The following is a 19,165-nucleotide window of genomic DNA, read 5'->3' as shown; positions in this document are numbered from 1 at the left end:
AATGCGCGGTGCGGTCAGCGGCAGCGACGCCGGACCGGGATCGGCGGATGCAGGATCGCACGGACCGACCAGCGCAACGATCGGGCATGGCGAGGTCCTCCGCTGGCGGGTGAGGGTCCAACAATCGACGCAATACCGTAACGCACCAGGACGGTCCCGCGAACCCGCTCGTCTCGCCCCTCACGTGGGACCGAGCACACGCGGCGCGCAGAACGCTCCAGACTGCCCGGCTCCGGCACGCAGATCCCCGGCGGCGCGACACCGGCGAGCAGCCGGCCGCCACCTGCGGCCTTCCGCTGCCGCTGGCAGAGGCAGTGGGAGACTGGTGGCATGACGCTCCACATCACCGGCGACGCCGCCGCCGACGGCCTGCTCACGAACAATCCCCTCGCACTGCTCATCGGCATGCTGCTGGATCAGCAGGTCCCGATGGAGACCGCGTTCGCGGGGCCGCTGAAGATCCAGCAGCGGGTCGGAGCGCTGGATGCCGCGACCCTGGCCGGCTACGACCCCGAGGCGTTCGCCGCGGTGTTCTCGCAGACCCCGGCGGTGCACCGGTTCCCCGGTTCGATGGCCGCTCGCGTGCAGGCGCTGAGTGCCGCGATCCAGCAGGAGTGGGGCGGCGATGCCGCGGCGCTGTGGACCCGGGGCGACCCGGACGGCCGAGAGGTGCTGCGCAGGCTGAAGGCGCTTCCGGGTTTCGGGGAGCAGAAGGCAAAGATCTTCCTGGCGCTGCTGGGCAAGCAGTACGGCTACACCGGCGCCGGCTGGCGTGAGGCGGCCGGTGCCTACGGCGAGGAGGGATCGTTCCGCAGCGTGGCGGACATCACCTCCGCCGAGTCGCTGACCAAGGTGCGCGAGCACAAGCGCGCGATGAAGGTTGACGCGGGCCGGGTCAATGCTCCGAAGGAGCGTTGAGGCGGCCCGCACAGCCCCGAACGCCGAGCGCCGAGACTACGCCCCGTTCAGACGCTCGGCCAGATAAGCGTGCAGACCCTCGAGGGACACTCGCTCCTGCGCCATCGTGTCCCGATCGCGCACGGTGACCGCGCGGTCCTCGAGCGAGTCGAAATCGATGGTGACGCAGAACGGGGTGCCGATCTCGTCCTGGCGGCGGTAGCGACGGCCGATGGCACCGGCGTCGTCGAAGTCGACGTTCCATTCGCCGCGCAGGTCGGCGGCCACCTCGCGGGCGATGGGCGAGAGCTGCTCATTGCGTGACAGCGGCAGGACCGCCACCTTCACCGGCGCCAGGCGCGGGTCCAGCTTGAGCACCGTGCGGGTGTCGGTGCCGCCCTTCGCGTTGGGCACCTCTTCTTCGCGGTACGCGTCGACGAGGAACGCCATCATGGCCCGGGTCAGGCCGAAGGACGGCTCGATGACGTACGGCGTGTAGCGCTCACCGCTGGCCTGGTCGAAGTACGACAGGCTCTGACCGGACGCCTCGGAGTGGCTCTTCAGGTCGTAGTCGGTGCGGTTGGCGATGCCCATGAGCTCGCCCCACTGCTTGCCGGGGAATCCGAACTCGTACTCGACGTCGATCGTGCCGGCCGAGTAGTGCGCGCGCTCGTCCTTCGGCACGTCGAAGCGGCGCATGTGCGCGGGATCGATGCCCAGGTCGACGAACCAGTTCCAGCACGCCTCCACCCAGTGCTCGAACCATTCCTGCGCCTCGGCGGGCGGGACGAAGTACTCGATCTCCATCTGCTCGAACTCGCGGGTGCGGAAGATGAAGTTGCCCGGGGTGATCTCGTTGCGGAACGCCTTGCCCACCTGACCGACGCCGAACGGGGGCTTCTTGCGGGCCGCGGTGACCACGTTGGAGAAGTTCACGAAGATGCCCTGCGCCGTCTCGGGGCGCAGGTAGTTCAGGCCGGACTCGTCGTCCACGACACCGAGGTAGGTCTTCATCAGGCCCGAGAAGGCCTTCGGCTCGGTGTACTGACCCTTCACGCCGCAGTTCGGGCAGGGGATGTCGGCCAGGCCGTTCTCGGCCGTGCGGCCCTTGCGCGCTTCGAAGTCCTCGATGAGGTTGTCGGCGCGGAAGCGACGGTGGCAGTTCAGGCACTCCACGAGGGGATCGGTGAAGGTGGCGACATGGCCGGAGGCCTCCCAGACGCGCTTGGGCAGGATCACCGACGAGTCCAGTCCCACCATGTCACCGCGGCCGCGCACGAAGGTCTGCCACCACTGGCGGCGGATGTTCTCCTTCAGCTCCGTGCCGAGTGGGCCGTAATCCCATGCCGAGCGGGATCCGCCGTAGATCTCGCCGGCCTGGAAGACGAACCCCCGGTGACGTGCGAGGGCGATGACCTTGTCGAGGCGGGACTGCTCGGCCACGGTGGCTCCAATGGTCGGGTGTGGGGTGAGGTTCGTCCAGAGCGCGATGCGTCGAAGCGGCGTGCGCCGCTGGACCGCGAGGGCGGGAGCCGCGCCTCAGGAGGTGCTGCGCGGCATCCCCAATCCTACCGATCGAGCTGGCGATCGAGGTTCACGGCCGCGTTGATCAGGGAGAGGTGACTGAACGCCTGGGGGAAGTTGCCCAGCTGCTCACCGGTCAGCCCGATCTCCTCGGCGTACAGGCCCAGGTGGTTGGCGTAGGTGAGCATCTTCTCGAAGGTGAGCTGGGCCTCCTCGAGGCGCCCGGAACGGGCCAGCGCGTCGACGTACCAGAACGAGCACAGCGTGAAGGTCCCCTCCGATCCGCGCAGGCCGTCGGGGGAGGCGGCCGGGTCGTACCGGTAGACCAGACTGTCCGAGACGAGCTCCTCGTCGATCGCGCGCAGGGTGGACAGCCACATCGGGTCGCGCGGCGAGATGAAGCCCATCACCGGCATGACCAGCACCGACGCATCCAGCACCGTGGTGGCCTGGTGCTGCACGAACGCGCCGCGCTCGGCATCCCACGCCTTCGTCATCACCTGCGCGTAGATCGCATCCCGTTCCTTGCGCCAGCGGAGGATATCGGCGGGTCGGCCCCCGACTTCGGCCAGACGGATGCCGCGGTCCAACGCCACCCAGCACATGAAGCGGCCGAAGGTGAACTTCTGGGCGCCGCCGCGGGTCTCCCAGACACCCTCGTCGGCACGGTCCCAGTTGTCGCAGACCCAGTCCAGCATGCGACCGACCTCGGTCCACCCGGCGTGGGGCAGCTGAAGCCCGTGCTCGCTTGCGAGCTGGATGGAGTCCATCGCCTCGCCGTAGATGTCCAGCTGGAGCTGGTCGGCCGCGCCGTTGCCGATGCGGACGGGGGCCGAGCCGCGGTAGCCGCGCAGACTGTCCAGTCGCTCTTCGACCAGGTCGGATGAGCCGTCGACGCGGTACATGATCTTCAGCGGCCCGGACTCGTCCCCGGCGCTCTCCTGCACCCGATCGGTCAGCCACGAGACGAAGGCCTCGGCCTCCTCGTCGTACCCCAGGCCGAGGAGGGCGTGGACCGAGAACGAGGCGTCGCGGATCCACGTGTAGCGGTAGTCCCAGTTCCGCTCACCGCCGATCTGCTCGGGCAGACCCGCGGTCGGTGCGGCCACGAGCGCGCCGCTGGGCGCATAGGTGAGCAGCTTGAGCGTGATCGCGGACCGGTTGACCATCTCGCGCCAGCGCCCGCGATACGTGGAGCGGTTGCTCCAGTCGCGCCAGAACCGGGTGGTCTCCAGGTACATGGCCTCCAGCTCGGCGACGGGAACCCGCGACGGCTCGGCGCCTCCGGTCTCCAGGATCACGCCGGTGCTGTCCCCTGCCGAGAGGGTGCCGTACATCTTCAGCCCGTTGCCGGCCAGCTCGATCCGGCCGGCCCGTTCTCCGTCGTGCCGGACGACGTCGCCGACCCGGTGCACGGTCAGCGACTGGCCGCCGCCGGTGAAACGGATGCCGTTCTCGGCTGCGGTCTCCACGGTGTGCGCGGCCCGGCCGTAGTCGAAGCGGGGCTGGATCTCGCCCTCGAACGACATGGTGCCGCGCACGACGTTGATCAGCCGCGCGATGCGGTGCCGGTCGGTGGCCTCCTCGCCGGCGATGGGCATGAAGTCGATGACCTCGCCGACGCCCTCCTCGGTGAGGAACCGCGTGACGAGGATCGCCGTGTCCGGCAGGTACAGCTGGCGCGTGACGTAATGGTCGGCGGCCGGGCGGATGCGGCAGAAGCCGCCGCGCTCGGCGTCCAGCAGCGACCCGAAGATGCTCGGCGAGTCGAAGCGCGGCGCGCAGAACCAGTCGATCGTGCCCTGCGTGTCGACCAGCGCTGCGGTCTGCAGATCGCCGATCAGCCCGTGGTCCGCGATGTTCGGATACTCAGCCATGAGCCACCTCTCCCCCGCTCATCGTGGCATCACGGCCGCGCCGCCGCACGTGCGCGCGCGGTGTGCGCGGTCTCAGCCGAATCCGCACCAGTCGGCGACCCAGGTGAGGATGGCACCGCGCATGTCCTCCGACGCGGCCAGTTCGATCTGTCCGTCTGCGCCGTCCAGCTCCACTTCGACCGTGAAGATCGTGCCTCGCTTGTCCTCCTGCACCGCGTGCGGATCGCATCGCAGCGGGAGGAGCGGAACGTGCACCTCGAGCGGTGCGGCATCCGTGGCGGTGACCGCGACGCCGAGCGGGAACGTGTCCGCCGTGCTGCCCGGTCCGGCGGCGAACGTGAGGAGGTTCGTCGTCTGGATGCCGACGATCCTCACCGCGCCCCGTCCCGTGGGCTTCACCTCGAGCACGAGATCCGCGGCTTCGCCGGCGGGCGACGGGGTGAACGACGCGAGGCTGAGGGCCGCGGCATCCGTCACCGCCTCAGCCCGGCACTCACGCTCGTGGAGCGGTCCGAGGAAGTCCAGCGGGTCATCGATCGGCACTTCGGCCCGCACGTCGCCGGCGCCGGCGGTGTAGTCCACCCGCACCGAACCGGCCCCGGAGTCGGAGACGCCGCAGTCCATCGCGGGCAGCTGCACACGGATGTCGACCGTGCCGCCGGCGCGGACGAGCGACTCGCGCTCCAGCACCCGCCCGGCCGGGGCGGCGAACCGCGGGTCGCGCACCGCGACGGCTCCGATCGTCAGGTCGTGGTCAGTGCCGTTGTGCACCTCGACCTGCGCCTGCCGCGCGGCCACGTCGGAGCGCAGCTGCACGAGCTGGACCGTCACCCCGGCGGGCAGACCCGCGGGAGCGGACGCCTCCGGCGTCGCGGTCGCGGAGCAGCCCGCGAGCAGGATGAGCGCCGCGGCGGATGCTGCGGCGAGGCCGCGTGCCCGTGCGCCGACCCCGCGCGCAAGGTGTCCCCGCATCCTCCTCGCCCCCTCCCGCGTGCGGACGGCGCGCTCGTCGGCCGCCCCCGGTGTTCACTTGCCCTAGATGTACACCGAATCGCGCTTCTGGTGTACATCCAGGGCAAGTGAACAGAAAGGGGAGAGGGCGCGCGGGGGGGCGAGCGCGCGACGGGAGAGAGGGCGCGGGGCGCGGCTACCGGCGGATGATCTCGCGCTGCACGGTGAAGTCCTCCAGCGCGACCGGGTCGATCTCCACGCCGAGACCTGCGCCGGTCGGCACGCGGACGTGCCCGTCCTCGAGCACCGCGGGCTCGGTCACGATGTCACGCGCGTAGAAGCGGTTCGAGGCCGACACGTCGCCGGGCAGCGTGAAGCCCGGCAGCGCGGCGAGCGCCGCGTTCGCGGCGCGCCCGATGCCGGTCTCGAGCATGCCGCCGCACCACACCGGGATCCCGGCATCCACGCACAGGTCGTGGATGCCAAGCGCCTCCAGATACCCGCCCACGCGGCCGGCCTTGATGTTGATCACGGATGCCGAGCCCAGGGCGATCGCGTCGACGGCGGCCTTCTCGGACACGATGGACTCGTCCAGGCACACCGGGGTGCGCAGGTGCCGGGACAGCGTGGCATGGTCCACGAGGTCGTCCTCCTGCAGCGGCTGCTCGATGAGCAGCAGGTCGAAGCGGTCCAGCTCGGCCAGCGTGTCCACGTCGGCGAGCGTGTAGGCGGAGTTCGCATCGACCTGGAGCGGGATCGGGCCGAACGCGTCCCGCACCGCTGCGGTCTCGGCGACATCGCGCCCCGGCTTGATCTTGATCTTGATGCGCACGTAGCCCTCGTCCAGATACCCGCGGACGACCTCCACCAGGGCGGCGGGGTCCCGCTGGATCCCCACCGACACCCCGGAGGGAACCCGGTCCCGCACGGCGCCGAGGTATTCGCCGAACGCCCGCCCCTCGCTGCGCAGCGCGGCGTCGAGCACCGCGAGCTCGATGCCGGCCTTGGCCATCCGGTGACCGACGAAGGGTCGCAGCACGACGGGGACTTCCTCCGGTGCCAGCGTGTGCCGGTCCAGCAGCGCGGGGATCAACCAGCGGAGCGAGGCATCCCACGCGCCCTGCGTGTACTCGCTGGAGTACAGCGGTGCGGCTCCGGTGACGATCTCGCCCCACCCGTCGCCGTCTGCCGTGAGCGCGCGCACCAGGATGACCTCGCGCACGGTCTCGGTGCCGAAAGACGTCGTGAACGGGGAGACGAGCGGGATCTGCAGGACGCGCAGCTCGAAGCCCTCGAGACAGACGGACGGCGCGGGTCGAGCGAGCGGCATGCGCCCAGGCTAGTCCGCCGTCAGCGCGCGGAGGCGTCCGTCGACCGGCACGAACGTGGACCGCGCGCGGCGGGGACGCTTTCCGCGTCGCACCCGATCCCCCCGGGTACCCTGGATCGCCCGCGCGATGGTGTGAACGAGCGTGCGCATAGCCGCCTCCTCTGCGTCGCGAACGCGACCTCTGCAGCGAGGAGTCCGGGCCGGGCGCCCAGATACATGCGGCCTCAGTCGAACGGAGAACCCTGCACGTCGTCCGGGCGCCGCGGGCGAAGTGCCGCAGGCGACGGCCACGGCAGCGCATACCGGTCCACCGGGACGTCTATCGCTCCGAAGTCGTCGGTCTGCACGACCACCCGGCCGGCCTCGCCCGCGGCGCCGGGAGTGACCTCGACCAGCTTGACCCGGAGCGGACCGGCCGCTTCGCGCTCCAGCATCCACACCTCGGCGAGCCACGACAGCCCGCGGGTTTCCAGCGTCGCCTCCGCCTCGAGCCAGTCCACAGGGCCGGATGCCGCGTGCCCGAGCAGATCGACGGCGACCCAGTACTCGCCCTCCGGGCGGATCCAGCCCACCAGCTCGCCGTCGTCACGGCGGTGCGGTGTCCAGTCGGGTGGGATCATGCCGTTCACGCTACCGACCGAGGTGGGCGCGCGGCCCGAGCACCAGCCACGCGGCCGAGCGGCACCGCACGCGGCCCGAGCGGCACCGCGCGGCCCGAGCGGCATCGCACGCTCACGGACGCACGAACAGGTACCCGCGCTCGTCGTCGAAGCCGCCGACCACCAACCCCGCAGCGAGGCGGCTGAGGCAGCCTTCCCGCACCCGGACGCGCCAGGCCGCGGCATCCGTCGCCGATTCGCGTCGAAGGGTCTCGATGTCGCGCGGCACCGCCACCGTTGCGACGACGTGCTCGTCGGGCGGGGTCGGCACCGGCGGGGCCGCAAGAGCCCACGACACCAGGAGCCGGTCGGTCTCGTCGCCCCGGTTGACTTCGTCGTCCATGGGTCCGTAGTGATCGACCAGGTACTCGCTCACGCGTGCGCCGAGGACCCGCAGGTTGAAGTGCGCGTTGCGCGCCACGAGCGGATCGAATGTCCAGGTGATGTGCCCGACGCCGCGGTCCAGCGCCCACTGGCGCTGATGCTGCTTCAGCACGCGCCCCAGTCCTCGACTCTGCAGCCCGGGTAGCACCCCGGTGATGTGCGAGTGCATCGAACGCGCCGCCGGCGCCGCGAAGAACGCGATCGACGCCCCCACCATCCGCTCGCCGTCGTAAAGGCCGACGACGTAGTTGCCGGAGTGCTCCAGCGCGCGGACCAGGTTCCCCGGCATCGCGTCGCGCTCCCCCGCCCACACCCGCCGGAGGACCTCCGCGGCCTCCTGGATCTGCGCGATCGTCTCCAGCGGACGGATCCCGATTGCGTCCTGAGAAGACTCGGATGCCGCATCCCGATCGTCGTGTGCCATGCGCTCAGTCTGCCGCGCGCGATGCGTCCACAGCAGCCCGGCGGTCGGGGACCCCTCTTCGCGCCGATAGCCTGAAGCAATGAGATCGGATGAGGACGAACGCCGGCGCCTCACCCGAATGCCCCGGCAGGGGGCTATCGTCGCGGTCCTCGCCGTCGCCGGTCTGTGCTCCTCGTTCATGTTCACCCTGGTCGTGCCGATCCAGGCGCGACTGCCCGAGCTGCTGAACGCGAGCCGCGAGGACACCGCCTGGGTGGTCACCTCGACGCTGCTCGCCGCGGCCGTGATCACCCCGATCGCGGGGCGACTGGGCGACATGTACGGCAAGCGGCGGATCGTCCTGGTGCTGATGGCCGTGATGATCACGGGCTCGGTCATTGCCGCCCTGTCGACGGGAATCGTCGGCGTCATCATCGGTCGCGCGCTGCAGGGCGCCGTGACCGGCGTCATCCCGCTGGGCATCGCGATCCTCCGCGACGTGCTCCACGAGAAGCGCGTCGACTCCGCGATCGCGCTGATCAGCGCCACCCTCGGTGTGGGCGGAGCGCTCGGGCTCCCGATCAGCGCGCTGATCACGGAGCGCAGCGACTGGCATCTGCTGTTCTGGTTCGCGGCCGGCCTCGGCGTCATCGTCTTCGTGCTGGTCCTGTGGATCGTGCCGGTGAGCGTGCTGCGCACCGCCGGACGCTTCGACTACATCGGCGCCGCCGGGCTCGCCGTCGGGCTCATCGGCATCCTGCTGGCCATTTCGCGCGGGAACGAGTGGGGCTGGGGCTCCCCCGCCGTGCTCGCCACCGGCCTGGGCGGCCTGGTCGTCCTGCTGGCCTGGGGATGGTTCGAGCTGCGCATCCCGGAGCCGCTCCTGGACCTGCGGGTCGCGGCACGACCGGCAGTGCTGCTGACGAACATCGCCTCGGTGGCGATGGGATTCTCGCTGTTCGCCTCCAACGTGATCTACCCGCAGATCCTCGAGCTGCCGGTGGCCACCGGCGCGGGCTTCGGATTGTCGCTTCTGGCCGCGAGCTTCATCATCATGCCCTCCGGGATCGTGATGATGGTGCTCTCCCCGGTCGCAGGGCGCCTGGCGCGCCGCACCGGGCCGAAGCTGCTGCTGGTGATCGGCGCGATCGCACTGGTCGTGGCGTACGGGTTCACCCTGCTGTTCTCGTCCGAGGTGTGGCACATCCTCATCGCGAACCTCCTGATCGGGGTGGGCATCGGCTTCGGCTTCGCATCGATGCCGATGCTGATCATGCGGTCGGTCCCGCAGAGCGAGACGGGCGCTTCCAATGGCCTGAACGCGCTGTTCCGGTCGCTGGGAACCAGTTCCGCGGCCGCGGTGGTCGGTGCGGTGCTGGCCGGCTACTCCGTGGAGTTCGAGGGGATGCCGACGCCGACGCCGACGGCCTTCTCCCTGTCGTTCATCCTCGGCGGTGCGGCCGCGGTCATCGCGCTCGTCGTCGCGCTGTTCATCCCCGCCAAGCGCGCACCGCAGGAGCGGCACCCCTCCCTTCGCGACTGACGGAGGATTAGCCTGGCGCCATGAGCACTGACGATGGCGTCGAGCGGGGCCCCACCGTCCCCCCGGATGACGGGTCACGTCCGGGGGCGGAAGTCCGCACGCCGGTGGAGGACGGCGCCGACCACGACAGCCGGTTCTTCGGGCAGCCGTGGGCGCTGGCGCACGTGTTCGGCGTCGAGATGTGGGAGCGGTTCAGCTTCTACGGCATGCAGGGCATCCTGCTCATCTACATGTACTACTCCGTCGCCGAGGGCGGCCTGGGGGTCCCGGAGGTCATCGCCACGGGCATCGTCGGGGCCTACGGCGGGGCGGTGTACCTCTCCACGATTCTGGGCGCATGGCTGGCCGACCGCCTGTTCGGGTCGGAGCGCGTGCTGTTCGTCAGCGCGATCGTGATCATGTGCGGGCACATCGCGCTCGCACTGCTGCCGGGATACGTGGGTCTGGGCATCGGCCTGGTGCTGGTCGCGGTCGGCTCGGGCGGCCTGAAGGCCAACGCGACCTCGGTGGTCGGAACCCTCTACTCCGAGGATGACCCGCGACGGGATGCCGGCTTCTCCCTGTTCTATCTCGGCATCAACCTGGGCGCGTTCTTCGGTCCGCTGCTGACCGGTCTGCTGCAGACCACCTGGGGCTTCCACTGGGGCTTCGGGCTGGCGGCGGCGGGCATGGCGTTGGGGCTGCTGCAGTATTCGTTCGGCCGCAAGCAGCTGCCCGCGGCATCCCGTGCCGTGCCCAACCCGCTGCCGCGCGCACGCTACGGCGCGGTGATCGGCATCGCCGTCGCGGGGGCCGTCGTCCTGGTCGCTCTGGTGCTGCTGGGGGTGATCCGCGCCGACAACCTCGCCGGGGTGGTGATCATCGCCACGGTCATCGCCACCATCGCCTACTTCGCGGTGATCCTCTCCAGCCGCCGGATCAGCGCCACCGAGCGGTCACGCGTGCTCGGTTTCATCCCGCTGTTCATCGTCAGCGTCGGGTTCTGGTCGCTGTACCAGCAGCAGTTCACCGTGCTGACCGTGTACTCGGACAAGCGCCTCGACCGCTCGATCTTCGCGTGGGAGATGCCGGTGTCGTGGGTCCAGTCGATCAACCCGATCTTCATCATCGTGCTTTCCGGCGTCTTCGCCGCGGTGTGGACCAAGCTCGGCACCCGCCAGCCCTCGACGCCGATCAAGTTCGGCCTCGGCGCGATCGTCATGGGCGCCGCGTTCCTGCTGTTCCTGCCGTGGGCGAACGGGGCGCCCAACAGCACGCCGCTGCTGGCGATCGTCGGCATCCTGCTGGTGTTCACGATCGCCGAGCTGCTCATCTCGCCGGTGGGGCTGTCGGTGACCACGAAGCTGGCCCCGAAGGTCTTCCACACGCAGATGATCGCGCTGTTCTTCCTGTCCATCGCGCTCGGCACGGCCCTGGCCGGGTGGCTCGCGCAGTTCTACGATCCCGAGAACGAGGTGCCGTACTTCACGTCGCTCGGCTTCGTGGCGATCGGGCTGGGCGCCGCGCTCCTGTTCGCGGTGAAGCCGGTGCTGGCGCTGATGAAGGGCGTCCGCTGACCGGCGTCCCCGCTGACCCCGTCCCGCGAGAGCGGACGGGCACCGCGAGACAGCGGAGTTCTGTCCCGGGCTGGTGGCGGCTATCCGGTCTGGCGGGTGTGATCCGATGCGGCCAGCTGTTCCGCGGCTTTGCGAGCGCCGCGCACCGCGACCGCGACGCTCATCAGCGTGGGGTTCATCGCGTTCGCGGTCGGGATCACGCCGTTGCCCCCCACGATCAGGCCGTCGACGCCCCACACCCGCGACCACGGGTCCGCGACCGACGTGCCGTCGTCGGCCTCCCCCATCCGCATGGTGCCCATGTAGTGCAGGCTCGACCCGTTCGGCAGGAGCCGGGGCTCCGCGATGAACGTGCCCAGCGCGTTGCCCGCGCGGCGCAGCCGCTCGGTGGCCGCCGCGATCTCGGCGTTCTCGGCATCCGTCAGCTCGTACTCGATCGTCATGTTCGGAAACCCCCGGTAGTCCAGCTCCTCGTCCGAGAACGTCACGCCGTCCTGGAACCGCGGGCGTTTGCGCATGCCGTAGCCCATATTCACGTAGCCCCAGCGGTTGCCCGCGGCCGGGTGCGACGGGTCCAACGGGAACGGCGGGTTCTCGGCGTACATGACCTGCAGCGAGAAGGGATGGTCCGGCTCCGAGAACGGGATGCGGTTGACCGCCGCGACCGGGTCGGCCGGGTTCACCGAGCGTCGGGCGATCTCGGCGTCCAGATCGGCCTCGGACGCGAACCGTCCGATCTTGTCCGGATCGAGAGCGACCGTGGAGATCACGACGGGGTGCTCGGTGAGATAGCGGCCGAGCGCCGGCGGCCTGATGCCGGACGCCCACAGCAGCTGCGGTGAGCGGAACGCGTCGGCGGCGACGACGACGAGATCCGCCGGCACGACACGCGTCTCGCGGGTGCGGAGGTCCTCGACCGTGACGCCGACCGCCCGACCGTCCTGCACCTCGACACGGCGCACCAGCGTGAGATCGCGCAGCTCGAACCGGGCGCTCAACGGCGACTCCGGGTCGATGAGGGGCCCGAGCACCATGTCCGCCCCGGCCCAGCGCATGGTGCCGTCCGGCTGCGGGTCGCCGGCGACGGGCAGGGTGCTCGGCCCGTAGCCGTCGGGCAGTTCACCGGCGTACTCCTCCTCGAGCAGCGACCGGATGCCTGCACCGACCGCCGAGTCCGCGAACGCCGCGCTCTGGACGTGCAGCAGGTCCTTGGCGACCTCGAGCAGGTCGTGCCATTCGTCATCGGCGATGAACGGGATCTTCTCGCTGAAGGCGGGCGCCGGTGTCGCGCAGGTCCAGTGCGCCCCCTGCCCGCCGACGTTGGTCGCGGCCGCCACGGCCGGAAAGGTCGGCGCGTGCGCGGAGCCGTCCCCGCCGAAGTCGAGGAGGTGCGTGCCCTGTCGCGCCGTGAACATGCCCTCCACCACAGCACCGGCCGGGATGCCCAGCGACTCCCGCAGCTCCCCCGCCTGCGGGCCCTGCGACATCTCGCGCGCACGTTCCTTCTCGGCGGGGTCGGCGATGTTGCGCACACTCTCACCCGGGATCGCGGTCAGCTGCGGACCCGCCTCGAACATCACCACGTGCGCGTCCGGCAGCTGCTCCAGGAGCATCCGCGCGTACGCGGAGCCGATCGGTCCGCTGCCGACGACGGCGATGGTGGCGTGGTGCGACATGGTGTCTCCTTCGGGACGAGCTCGGGTGCTCAGGCGATCGCGGACTCGGCCGCAGCCGTCGACGGCGCGTCGCGCTCGTCGGACAGGCGCCCCGGCGGAAGCAGGAGGGACGCGACGATACCCACCACGTAGGCAAGTGCGAGGCCGATGAAGATCGGCGCGAGCACCCCGGAATACAGTTCGGCCACCTGGGTCTGAACGGCCGGGGATGCGGCTGCCACGGCCTGCGGAGTGAGGGTCGCGGCATCCAGCGACGCCGGCAGTCCCGCGGTCACCCCCACCCCGATCAGGCCCCCGACGATCGCAGTGGCCGTGGTGGAGCCGACCTGCCGGACGAGGCTGACGGTGGCCGTCACACTGCCCGTGTCCGAACGCGACGCGGCGCTCTGCGCCACCGCCACGATGATGTTCATGAACGACCCCGTGCCGATGCCGACCAGCCCCATCGCCAGCATCGGCACCCACAGCGGCATCCCGGCCGGCAGGAATGCCATGACGAGCAGGCCGATCGCGGCCGCGGAGGTGCCGAAGATGGGGAAGGCCCGGTACCGGCCCGTGCGGCTCGCGAGCGATCCGGTGACGAGCGTGCTGACCAGCATCCCGAACACGGTCGCGATGGGCACCAGCCCGGACACGGTGGCCGACGTGCCGTACGCCATCTGAATGAAGGTCGGCACGTAGGAGACGACGGAGAAGAGGCCGACGCCGATCACGGTGGACAGGACGATGCAGAACAGGATCGTGCGATTGGCGAAGTGCCGCAGCGGCACCACCGGCTCCGACACCCGCAGCTCGATCGCGATGAAGGCGGCAAGACCGACGATCGCCACCAGCGCGGCCACGAGCACCGGGACGCCGCTGTCGCCGCCCGCGCTGGCCCAACCGGCTCCGAGCACGAACGCGGTGACCGTGATGCCGAGCACCACCGCTCCCCCGATGTCGAACCGCCGGGCGGACCTCCCGGCGATGTGCGGCACCGCGACGACCGCGAGCGCCAGCGCCAGCATGCCGATCGGGATGTTCATCCAGAAGATCCAGCGCCAGCCCCACGCGTCGGTGATCAGACCGCCGGCAAGCGGTCCGACCAGGATCGCGATGGGGAAGGCCGCCCCGATCAGGGAGAGGATGCGGGGACGTTCCCGTGGGGTGGTGACCTCGCCCACGATCGTCTGCGGCATGAGGTGGAGTCCGGCGGACCCGATGCCCTGCGCGACGCGGGCGGTGGCCAGCTGCGTGATGTCCTGAGCGAGGCCGCAGAAGAGCGAGGCGATGATGAACAGCGCCAGGCTCGCCAGGAAGACCAGGCGTGCGCCGACCAGGTCGGCCAGCTTGCCGAGCACCGGCAGAAGCACCGTGCTGGCCAGCGTGTACGAGACGATGACCCAGCTCATGTGCTCGACGGCGCCCAGCTCGCCGGCGATCGTCGCCAGCGAGGTCGCGACGACGGTGTGGTCGAGGGCGCCGAGGAACGACACGGTCAGCAGTGCGACGATGAGGAGGCGGAGCCTCCAGGGAGAAAGCGGCATACGCGATTCACCCGAACGATCGGGCCGTCGACGCGACGGTGTGTGCCCCCCGCGCGACGTCACGCGAGGGAACGGATCCGGGGGATCCCGACGTCATGTCAATCCTAAACGCGCTTTAGCGCAAAAGCAACATAAGTCAGCGGGATCGCATCCGCGACCGCGGTCGGGCCGGCGACACCGCGGGAACGCGGACGGGCGAACCTACGGACCCGATCAGCTCACCGATCCCCTCGACCACCATGCGCACCTCATCGCCTTCGCGCAGCGGCGGCGGGATCAGCGCGCCGGCACGCCCCCACAGCTCGCCGAGGCACCCGCCGTTGCCGACGGTCCCCGACCCGAGCACATCTCCCGCGACGACCTTCGAGTTGCGCGCGGCATAGGCCACCAGTTCGGGGAACGGCCAGCCCATGTTCGAGACCAGATCCGCGCCGATCAGTGCGTCGTTCACGTACACCTCGGCGCGCACCGCGAGGAACCCGTCCTCGTCGAGGAAGGGGGCCAGCTCATCGGCGCTGACGATCCATGGACCGAGCGAGGTGCCGAAGTCCTTGCCTTTCGCGGGCCCGAGGCGCACCTTCATCTCGCGGGCCTGCAGGTCCCGCGCGGACCAGTCGTTCATGATCGTGTAGCCGAAGATGTGGGATGCCGCGGCATCCGGTGTCAGGTTCGACCCGTCCGATCCGGGCACGCCGCCGACGACGACGGCGAGCTCCAGCTCGAAGTCCAGTCGCTCGGTGACCGGCGGGCGCACCGCCTCGCCGGGCCCCAGGACGGTGTGCGGATTCGTGAAGTAGAACGTGGGGGCGTCGTACCATTCCTCGGCGACGTGGCTTGTTCCCTCGACTCCCGCGCTCACCCCCTCGACGTGCTCCTCGAACGCGACGAAGTCGCGGATGGCCGCCGGCACCAGCGGCGCGAGCAGCCGGACGTCGTCGAGGCGCTGACCGGCCGAGTGGTCCGCGCGCAGGACCAGCGCCTGCGCGGCGAGGACTCCCCGAGTCAGAACGTCGGCGACGGTCAGCCCGTGCGGGAACGGCACCACCCGCTCATCGATCACGAATCCCTCGCCGATCGCACCGTCCGCGACCCAGCGCGCGACCCTCATGCGTGCACCAGCGCTTTCAGGAGCGTCTGGGCGTTGCCGCCCAGGATGCGTGCGGCCAGTTCTGCCGGCAGCCCGGCGCCCCGCACGAACGTGACCGGGTCATCCAGTCCCATATCGAACGGGTAGTCGCTGCCGAGCAGGACCTGGGATCCGCCGGCCACCTCGACCAGCGTGCGCAGGTCGTGCGGGTCGTGCACGACGGTGTCGAACCAGATCCTGCGCAGGTAGCTGGCCCACTGCCGCTGGACACCCTGCGCGTCCATGTCGGCCAGCCGCACCCGCACATCCGTGAGCTTCGGGATCCGCGCGCCCACCATCGGCCCGGAGACGGCGAGGCTCTCGGCACCGTTGCGCAGCAGCTCCAGCTCCGCCGCCGCGCGCACTCCGTCGGCGGCGCGCCGCTGCACCTCCTCGTGGAGGGCGGGCAGCAGCACGTGAGCGTGCACATCGGTGACGGCGACGGAGTCGATCGCCTCCGTCATACCGGCTCCGCCATCTTCTGAGCGATCCCGAAGATCAGTCCGCCGGCGTCCGCGTCCCGGTTGCCGTCGATCTGCCACTGGCCGAGCTGTACGGATGCCTCCACCACCGCCTTCGCACGCGGGAGGCGTCGGGCATGGAACTGGTCCCAGAGCTCCTGGTCGACGGCATCCCGCTGGGTGAGCAGCTCGGCCAGGACGAACGCATCCTCCAGCCCCTGTGCGGCACCCTGCGCGATGGTCGGGGGGCAGCTGTGCGCGGCATCCCCGATCACCACGACGCGGCCACGGTTCCACGAAGCGTCCAGGATGTGCTGCGTGAACCAGGTGTAGTTCGCGTGCGCGCCGTCTGCGAGGTCCGCGCGGATCGAGTTCCACGGTCCGTCATAGGCGCGGGATTCCTCGAGCATGATGCGGGTGGCATCCTCGTCGGAGGTGCCGAACCGGTCCTGCGCCTTCTCCACCAGGAACGCGTACATGCTGTCCTGACCCGTCGGCGTGTACCCGGCGATGTAGACCGGACCGCCGTAGTACAGCTCGCTGCGCTCCACCTCGGCCGGACGGGAGACGAACGTGCGCCAGATCCCCATGCCGGTGGGCTGCGGTTTCGTGTCGATGCCCATCAGGTCCCGCACGGTGGAGTGCAGGCCGTCGGCGCCGATCAGCAGGTCGTAGTGACCCGCCGACTCGTCGTCGACGAACACCTCGACCGCGCCGTCCGCCCGATCGTCGACGCCGGTGATCCTCCGGCCGAAGTGCACCCCCGCGCCGGCCCGCTGCGCGTGCTCGAGCAGGATCCGAGCGAGGTCGGCGCGCGGCATCCCCATCGCCGACGGGTAATCCGGCCCGCCCGTCTTCACGTCGGGCAGGGCTGCGACGATGGGTGCTCCGGGGCCGGGGGCGCGCAGGTTCAGACCCTCGAACGCGTAGCCCGCCGCACGGATGTCCTCCCATACGCCGATCGCGTCGAATACGCGCAGGGCGTTGCCCTGCAGCGAGATGCCGGACCCCAGCGCGCTCAGCTCGGGCTTGGCTTCGAACACGTCGACGGCGATGCCGGCCTTCGCGAGCTGGATGGCTGCGGCCAGCCCCGCGACGCCGCCTCCGGCGATGGCGGCCTTCTTCACTGCGGTCATGTCGGGAACCTCTCTGTTCTCGTACGGTGCTGATCTTCGGGTGAGGTCGCGACCTACAGGATCGCGACGGGGTTGATGGGTGATCCGACCGCGCCGGTGATCGGCAGGGGCGGCGCGGAGAGGAGGAAGTCGTACCGCCCCGAGGCGGCACACGCCTCGGCGAGCGCCTCGAGGTCCCACATCTCGCCGATGGTCAAGCCGATGTTCGGGATCACCACCTGGTGAAGGGGCTGGAACGCGGGCACGTCGAACTCGTTGGGACGCACCTCGAAACCCCACGTGTCGGTGGCGATCGCCGCGATCTCGGTGCGGTGCAGCCACCCGGCGGTCGTGAGCGAGAGCCCGGGCGCGGGCCCGCCGGCGTAGTCGCCCCAGCCGTCGCGGCGTGCGCGGGCGAGCTGACCGGTGCGGACCAGGACGATGTCGCCGCGGCCGATCGTCACGCCCTCGGCCCGCGCGGTCGCGTCGAGGTCCGCCGTGGTGATCGCGTAGCCGTCGGGCAGTTCGCCGGTCTCGGGCTGCAGGTGGCGGCCGACGTCGAGCAGCACTCCGCGCGAGACGATGACGGATGCCGCGTGCTCGATGCCCGTGACGAGGTCCCCCTCGCTGGTGACCACGTCGCCGGCCCGGCGACCGTTCCAGGCCATGCCGTGATCGAAGATGTGGCCGAGGCCGTCCCACTGCGTGGAGCACTGCAGGGGCATGGAGATGACGTCGTCCGCTCCGCCGATGCCGTGCGGGAAACCCTGGTTGCCGCGTTCGGCGTCGACGCCGGTGTCGGTCATCGTGTGCACCGGATTGGTCCGGCGGCGCCACCCCTTCTGCGGCCCGTTCGTGTCGAAGGACTGCGACAGCGAGACGACCGCACCCTCACGCACGAGCGCGGCCGCCTCGATCCGCTTGGCGGAGTCGATCAGATTGAGGGTGCCGAGCACGTCGTCTGGTCCCCATCTCCCCCAGTTGCGGTACGCCTCGGCGCGCGCGGCGATCTCGGCCTCGGGATTCGTGCGGTCGAGGTCGGCAGGGTCGTCGGACGGCGTCATCACAGGCTCGTTTCCCGGGTGGACGCGCCGGCGCCCGATCGAGGGGCGACGCACCGCACGACCTGCGTGCCGAGGCCCTCGATGCTGCCGGTCATGACGTCGCCGTCGCGCAGGAACCGCCTCCAGTGCTGACCGTTGCCGGCCGGACTGCCGGTCAGCAGGATGTCGCCGGGCAGCAGCGGCATCGTCTGCGACGCTCCCGAGATGAGGGCGGGGATGTCGAAGAGCAGGTCGCTGGTGGAGCCGTCCTGCATGACCTGCCCGTTCAGCTCGAGGCGCAGGTTCACCTCGCCGGCGCGCACGAACGGCGCGGGCACCAGGAACGGTCCGGTCGGAAGGAACCCCGGGGCGTTCTTGGACCGGTACCAGTCCGTGCCGATCTCCTTCATGTCCTTGCGGAAGACGAGGTCGCGCGTGGTGATGTCGTTGACGATCGTGTAGCCGGCGACGTGATCCAGCGCCTCCTCCCGCGAGACCCGGAACGCCTCGCGACCGATCACCACTGCCAGCTCGAGCTCCCAATCGTGCTGATCGCTGTACGCCGGAAGCACCAGCGGCACGTCGTCCCCGACGACGCAGGCCGGCAGGCCGATGAAGAAGTACGGCTCGCCCCCGGCGGCCCGCTCGTCCATCATGGTGGCGGCGAACTCGCGCGCCTGCTCCGGCGTACGATCGCTGTTCTGGGTGAGGCCCGCGGCCACCAGTTCGATCACGTGCTGGCGGTAGTTCGCACCCGCCTGGAGCACCTGGCGCGGCTCGACCGGAGCGGTCAGGACCACCTCGGCCACCGGCATCCAGGATCCGTCCGATGATGCCAGCGCACTCAGGCGGTCCCAGTCCGGCTCGGCGAGGAACGCGTTGAGGTCGGCGGCGCCGAGCTCAACGGCGGTGAGGCGACGGATGCGGTCACCGGCGACCAGACCGAGGGCGACACCGTCGGCGTCTCGGAAGCGGGCGAGCGCGAACGGGGCGTGGAGTCGGTCGGTCGTCGTCATCGTGTGGTTCCGTTCATCGCTCATCGTCGTGCGAGTGGTGGCTCGTGGGCGGCCCGGCATTCACGGCGCGCCGCCCAC

At 70.4% G+C, this 19,165-nt stretch carries 17 protein-coding genes; 3 read left to right on the top strand and 14 right to left on the bottom strand.

The window, feature by feature from the left end:
- The first annotated feature begins 330 nt into the window (after nucleotides 1-330).
- On the top strand, nucleotides 331-918 hold the full coding sequence (locus NQ152_RS05595; RefSeq protein ID WP_257523294.1) for an HhH-GPD-type base excision DNA repair protein: 588 nt from the start codon (nucleotides 331-333) through the stop codon (nucleotides 916-918).
- A gap of 36 nt (nucleotides 919-954) precedes the next feature.
- Here NQ152_RS05595 and NQ152_RS05590 read toward each other — a convergent pair whose 3' ends face one another.
- From NQ152_RS05590 to NQ152_RS05560, 7 genes are all read right to left on the bottom strand, one after another.
- Entirely contained in the window at nucleotides 955-2,340 is a 1,386-nt protein-coding gene (locus NQ152_RS05590) for a glycine--tRNA ligase (protein WP_257523293.1), read from the bottom strand.
- Nucleotides 2,341-2,465: 125 nt separating this feature from the next.
- The gene (locus NQ152_RS05585) at nucleotides 2,466-4,298 is read right to left on the bottom strand and encodes a glycoside hydrolase family 15 protein (RefSeq protein WP_257501224.1); all 1,833 of its coding nucleotides are present in this window, start codon (nucleotides 4,296-4,298) and stop codon (nucleotides 2,466-2,468) included.
- Nucleotides 4,299-4,370: 72 nt separating this feature from the next.
- Nucleotides 4,371-5,270 (bottom strand): hypothetical protein, encoded by a 900-nt coding sequence (locus tag NQ152_RS05580; protein WP_257523292.1) that lies wholly within the window; start codon nucleotides 5,268-5,270, stop codon nucleotides 4,371-4,373.
- Between the two features lie 175 nt (nucleotides 5,271-5,445).
- A complete protein-coding gene (gene menC / locus NQ152_RS05575) occupies nucleotides 5,446-6,579 on the bottom strand; it encodes an o-succinylbenzoate synthase (protein WP_257523291.1) in 1,134 nt (377 codons plus the stop codon).
- 9 nt (nucleotides 6,580-6,588) lie between these two features.
- Nucleotides 6,589-6,729, bottom strand: coding sequence for a hypothetical protein (locus NQ152_RS05570; RefSeq protein WP_257501221.1), 141 nt, complete (start codon nucleotides 6,727-6,729; stop codon nucleotides 6,589-6,591).
- Nucleotides 6,730-6,803: 74 nt separating this feature from the next.
- A complete protein-coding gene (locus tag NQ152_RS05565; protein ID WP_257501220.1) occupies nucleotides 6,804-7,199 on the bottom strand; it encodes a hypothetical protein in 396 nt (131 codons plus the stop codon).
- A 112-nt stretch (nucleotides 7,200-7,311) separates the two neighbouring features.
- Nucleotides 7,312-8,046 (bottom strand): GNAT family N-acetyltransferase, encoded by a 735-nt coding sequence (locus NQ152_RS05560; RefSeq protein ID WP_257523290.1) that lies wholly within the window; start codon nucleotides 8,044-8,046, stop codon nucleotides 7,312-7,314.
- A gap of 118 nt (nucleotides 8,047-8,164) precedes the next feature.
- On the opposite strand from NQ152_RS05560, the gene NQ152_RS05555 reads away from it, so the two are divergent.
- Both NQ152_RS05555 and NQ152_RS05550 read left to right on the top strand, forming a co-directional pair.
- Nucleotides 8,165-9,568, top strand: a complete 1,404-nt coding sequence (locus NQ152_RS05555) for an MFS transporter (protein ID WP_257501278.1) — start codon at nucleotides 8,165-8,167, stop codon at nucleotides 9,566-9,568.
- Nucleotides 9,569-9,588: 20 nt separating this feature from the next.
- Nucleotides 9,589-11,124, top strand: coding sequence for a peptide MFS transporter (locus tag NQ152_RS05550; RefSeq protein WP_257523289.1), 1,536 nt, complete (start codon nucleotides 9,589-9,591; stop codon nucleotides 11,122-11,124).
- Nucleotides 11,125-11,204: 80 nt separating this feature from the next.
- Here NQ152_RS05550 and NQ152_RS05545 read toward each other — a convergent pair whose 3' ends face one another.
- The 7 genes from NQ152_RS05545 to NQ152_RS05515 all read right to left on the bottom strand — a co-directional run bounded on the left by NQ152_RS05545 (nucleotide 11,205) and on the right by NQ152_RS05515 (nucleotide 19,111).
- Nucleotides 11,205-12,800: a GMC oxidoreductase gene (locus tag NQ152_RS05545; protein ID WP_257523288.1), complete on the bottom strand. Its 1,596-nt coding sequence runs from the start codon at nucleotides 12,798-12,800 to the stop codon at nucleotides 11,205-11,207.
- Between the two features lie 29 nt (nucleotides 12,801-12,829).
- Nucleotides 12,830-14,326, bottom strand: coding sequence for an MFS transporter (locus NQ152_RS05540; RefSeq protein WP_257523287.1), 1,497 nt, complete (start codon nucleotides 14,324-14,326; stop codon nucleotides 12,830-12,832).
- Between the two features lie 136 nt (nucleotides 14,327-14,462).
- Nucleotides 14,463-15,434 carry a fumarylacetoacetate hydrolase family protein gene (locus tag NQ152_RS05535; RefSeq protein ID WP_257501215.1) on the bottom strand — a complete coding sequence of 324 codons (972 nt, stop codon included), beginning with the start codon at nucleotides 15,432-15,434 and terminating at the stop codon, nucleotides 14,463-14,465.
- Nucleotides 15,431-15,916 carry an amidohydrolase gene (locus NQ152_RS05530; protein ID WP_257501214.1) on the bottom strand — a complete coding sequence of 162 codons (486 nt, stop codon included), beginning with the start codon at nucleotides 15,914-15,916 and terminating at the stop codon, nucleotides 15,431-15,433. Before NQ152_RS05530 ends, NQ152_RS05535 begins: the two co-directional genes overlap by 4 nt.
- Nucleotides 15,913-17,049, bottom strand: coding sequence for an FAD-dependent monooxygenase (locus tag NQ152_RS05525; protein WP_257501213.1), 1,137 nt, complete (start codon nucleotides 17,047-17,049; stop codon nucleotides 15,913-15,915). Before NQ152_RS05525 ends, NQ152_RS05530 begins: the two co-directional genes overlap by 4 nt.
- Before the next feature lie 53 nt (nucleotides 17,050-17,102).
- Entirely contained in the window at nucleotides 17,103-18,092 is a 990-nt protein-coding gene (locus NQ152_RS05520) for a cyclase family protein (RefSeq protein ID WP_257501212.1), read from the bottom strand.
- Nucleotides 18,092-19,111, bottom strand: a complete 1,020-nt coding sequence (locus NQ152_RS05515) for a fumarylacetoacetate hydrolase family protein (protein WP_257523286.1) — start codon at nucleotides 19,109-19,111, stop codon at nucleotides 18,092-18,094. The genes NQ152_RS05520 and NQ152_RS05515 overlap by 1 nt, the downstream gene beginning before the upstream one ends.
- Nucleotides 19,112-19,165: the final 54 nt, after the last annotated feature.

It is taken from the genome of Microbacterium sp. zg.B48 (assembly GCF_024623505.1).
Classification (GTDB): Bacteria; Actinomycetota; Actinomycetes; order Actinomycetales; family Microbacteriaceae; genus Microbacterium.
Note: the sequence above shows the minus strand (reverse complement) of the source record. Positions and strands in the feature narration are given on the sequence as shown.

Bases quoted from the DNA above. Each gene is read 5' to 3' on its own strand.
- NQ152_RS05595 (WP_257523294.1), top strand. From the start codon at position 331: ATGACGCTCCACATCACCGGCGACGCCGCCGCCGACGGCCTGCTCACG.
- NQ152_RS05585 (WP_257501224.1), bottom strand. From the start codon at position 4,298: ATGGCTGAGTATCCGAACATCGCGGACCACGGGCTGATCGGCGATCTG.
- NQ152_RS05580 (WP_257523292.1), bottom strand. From the start codon at position 5,270: ATGCGGGGACACCTTGCGCGCGGGGTCGGCGCACGGGCACGCGGCCTC.
- menC (WP_257523291.1), bottom strand. From the start codon at position 6,579: ATGCCGCTCGCTCGACCCGCGCCGTCCGTCTGTCTCGAGGGCTTCGAG.
- NQ152_RS05570 (WP_257501221.1), bottom strand. From the start codon at position 6,729: ATGCGCACGCTCGTTCACACCATCGCGCGGGCGATCCAGGGTACCCGG.
- NQ152_RS05565 (WP_257501220.1), bottom strand. From the start codon at position 7,199: ATGATCCCACCCGACTGGACACCGCACCGCCGTGACGACGGCGAGCTG.
- NQ152_RS05560 (WP_257523290.1), bottom strand. From the start codon at position 8,046: ATGGCACACGACGATCGGGATGCGGCATCCGAGTCTTCTCAGGACGCA.
- NQ152_RS05555 (WP_257501278.1), top strand. From the start codon at position 8,165: ATGCCCCGGCAGGGGGCTATCGTCGCGGTCCTCGCCGTCGCCGGTCTG.
- NQ152_RS05550 (WP_257523289.1), top strand. From the start codon at position 9,589: ATGAGCACTGACGATGGCGTCGAGCGGGGCCCCACCGTCCCCCCGGAT.
- NQ152_RS05545 (WP_257523288.1), bottom strand. From the start codon at position 12,800: ATGTCGCACCACGCCACCATCGCCGTCGTCGGCAGCGGACCGATCGGC.
- NQ152_RS05540 (WP_257523287.1), bottom strand. From the start codon at position 14,326: ATGCCGCTTTCTCCCTGGAGGCTCCGCCTCCTCATCGTCGCACTGCTG.
- NQ152_RS05535 (WP_257501215.1), bottom strand. From the start codon at position 15,434: ATGAGGGTCGCGCGCTGGGTCGCGGACGGTGCGATCGGCGAGGGATTC.
- NQ152_RS05530 (WP_257501214.1), bottom strand. From the start codon at position 15,916: ATGACGGAGGCGATCGACTCCGTCGCCGTCACCGATGTGCACGCTCAC.
- NQ152_RS05525 (WP_257501213.1), bottom strand. From the start codon at position 17,049: ATGACCGCAGTGAAGAAGGCCGCCATCGCCGGAGGCGGCGTCGCGGGG.
- NQ152_RS05520 (WP_257501212.1), bottom strand. From the start codon at position 18,092: ATGACGCCGTCCGACGACCCTGCCGACCTCGACCGCACGAATCCCGAG.
- NQ152_RS05515 (WP_257523286.1), bottom strand. From the start codon at position 19,111: ATGAGCGATGAACGGAACCACACGATGACGACGACCGACCGACTCCAC.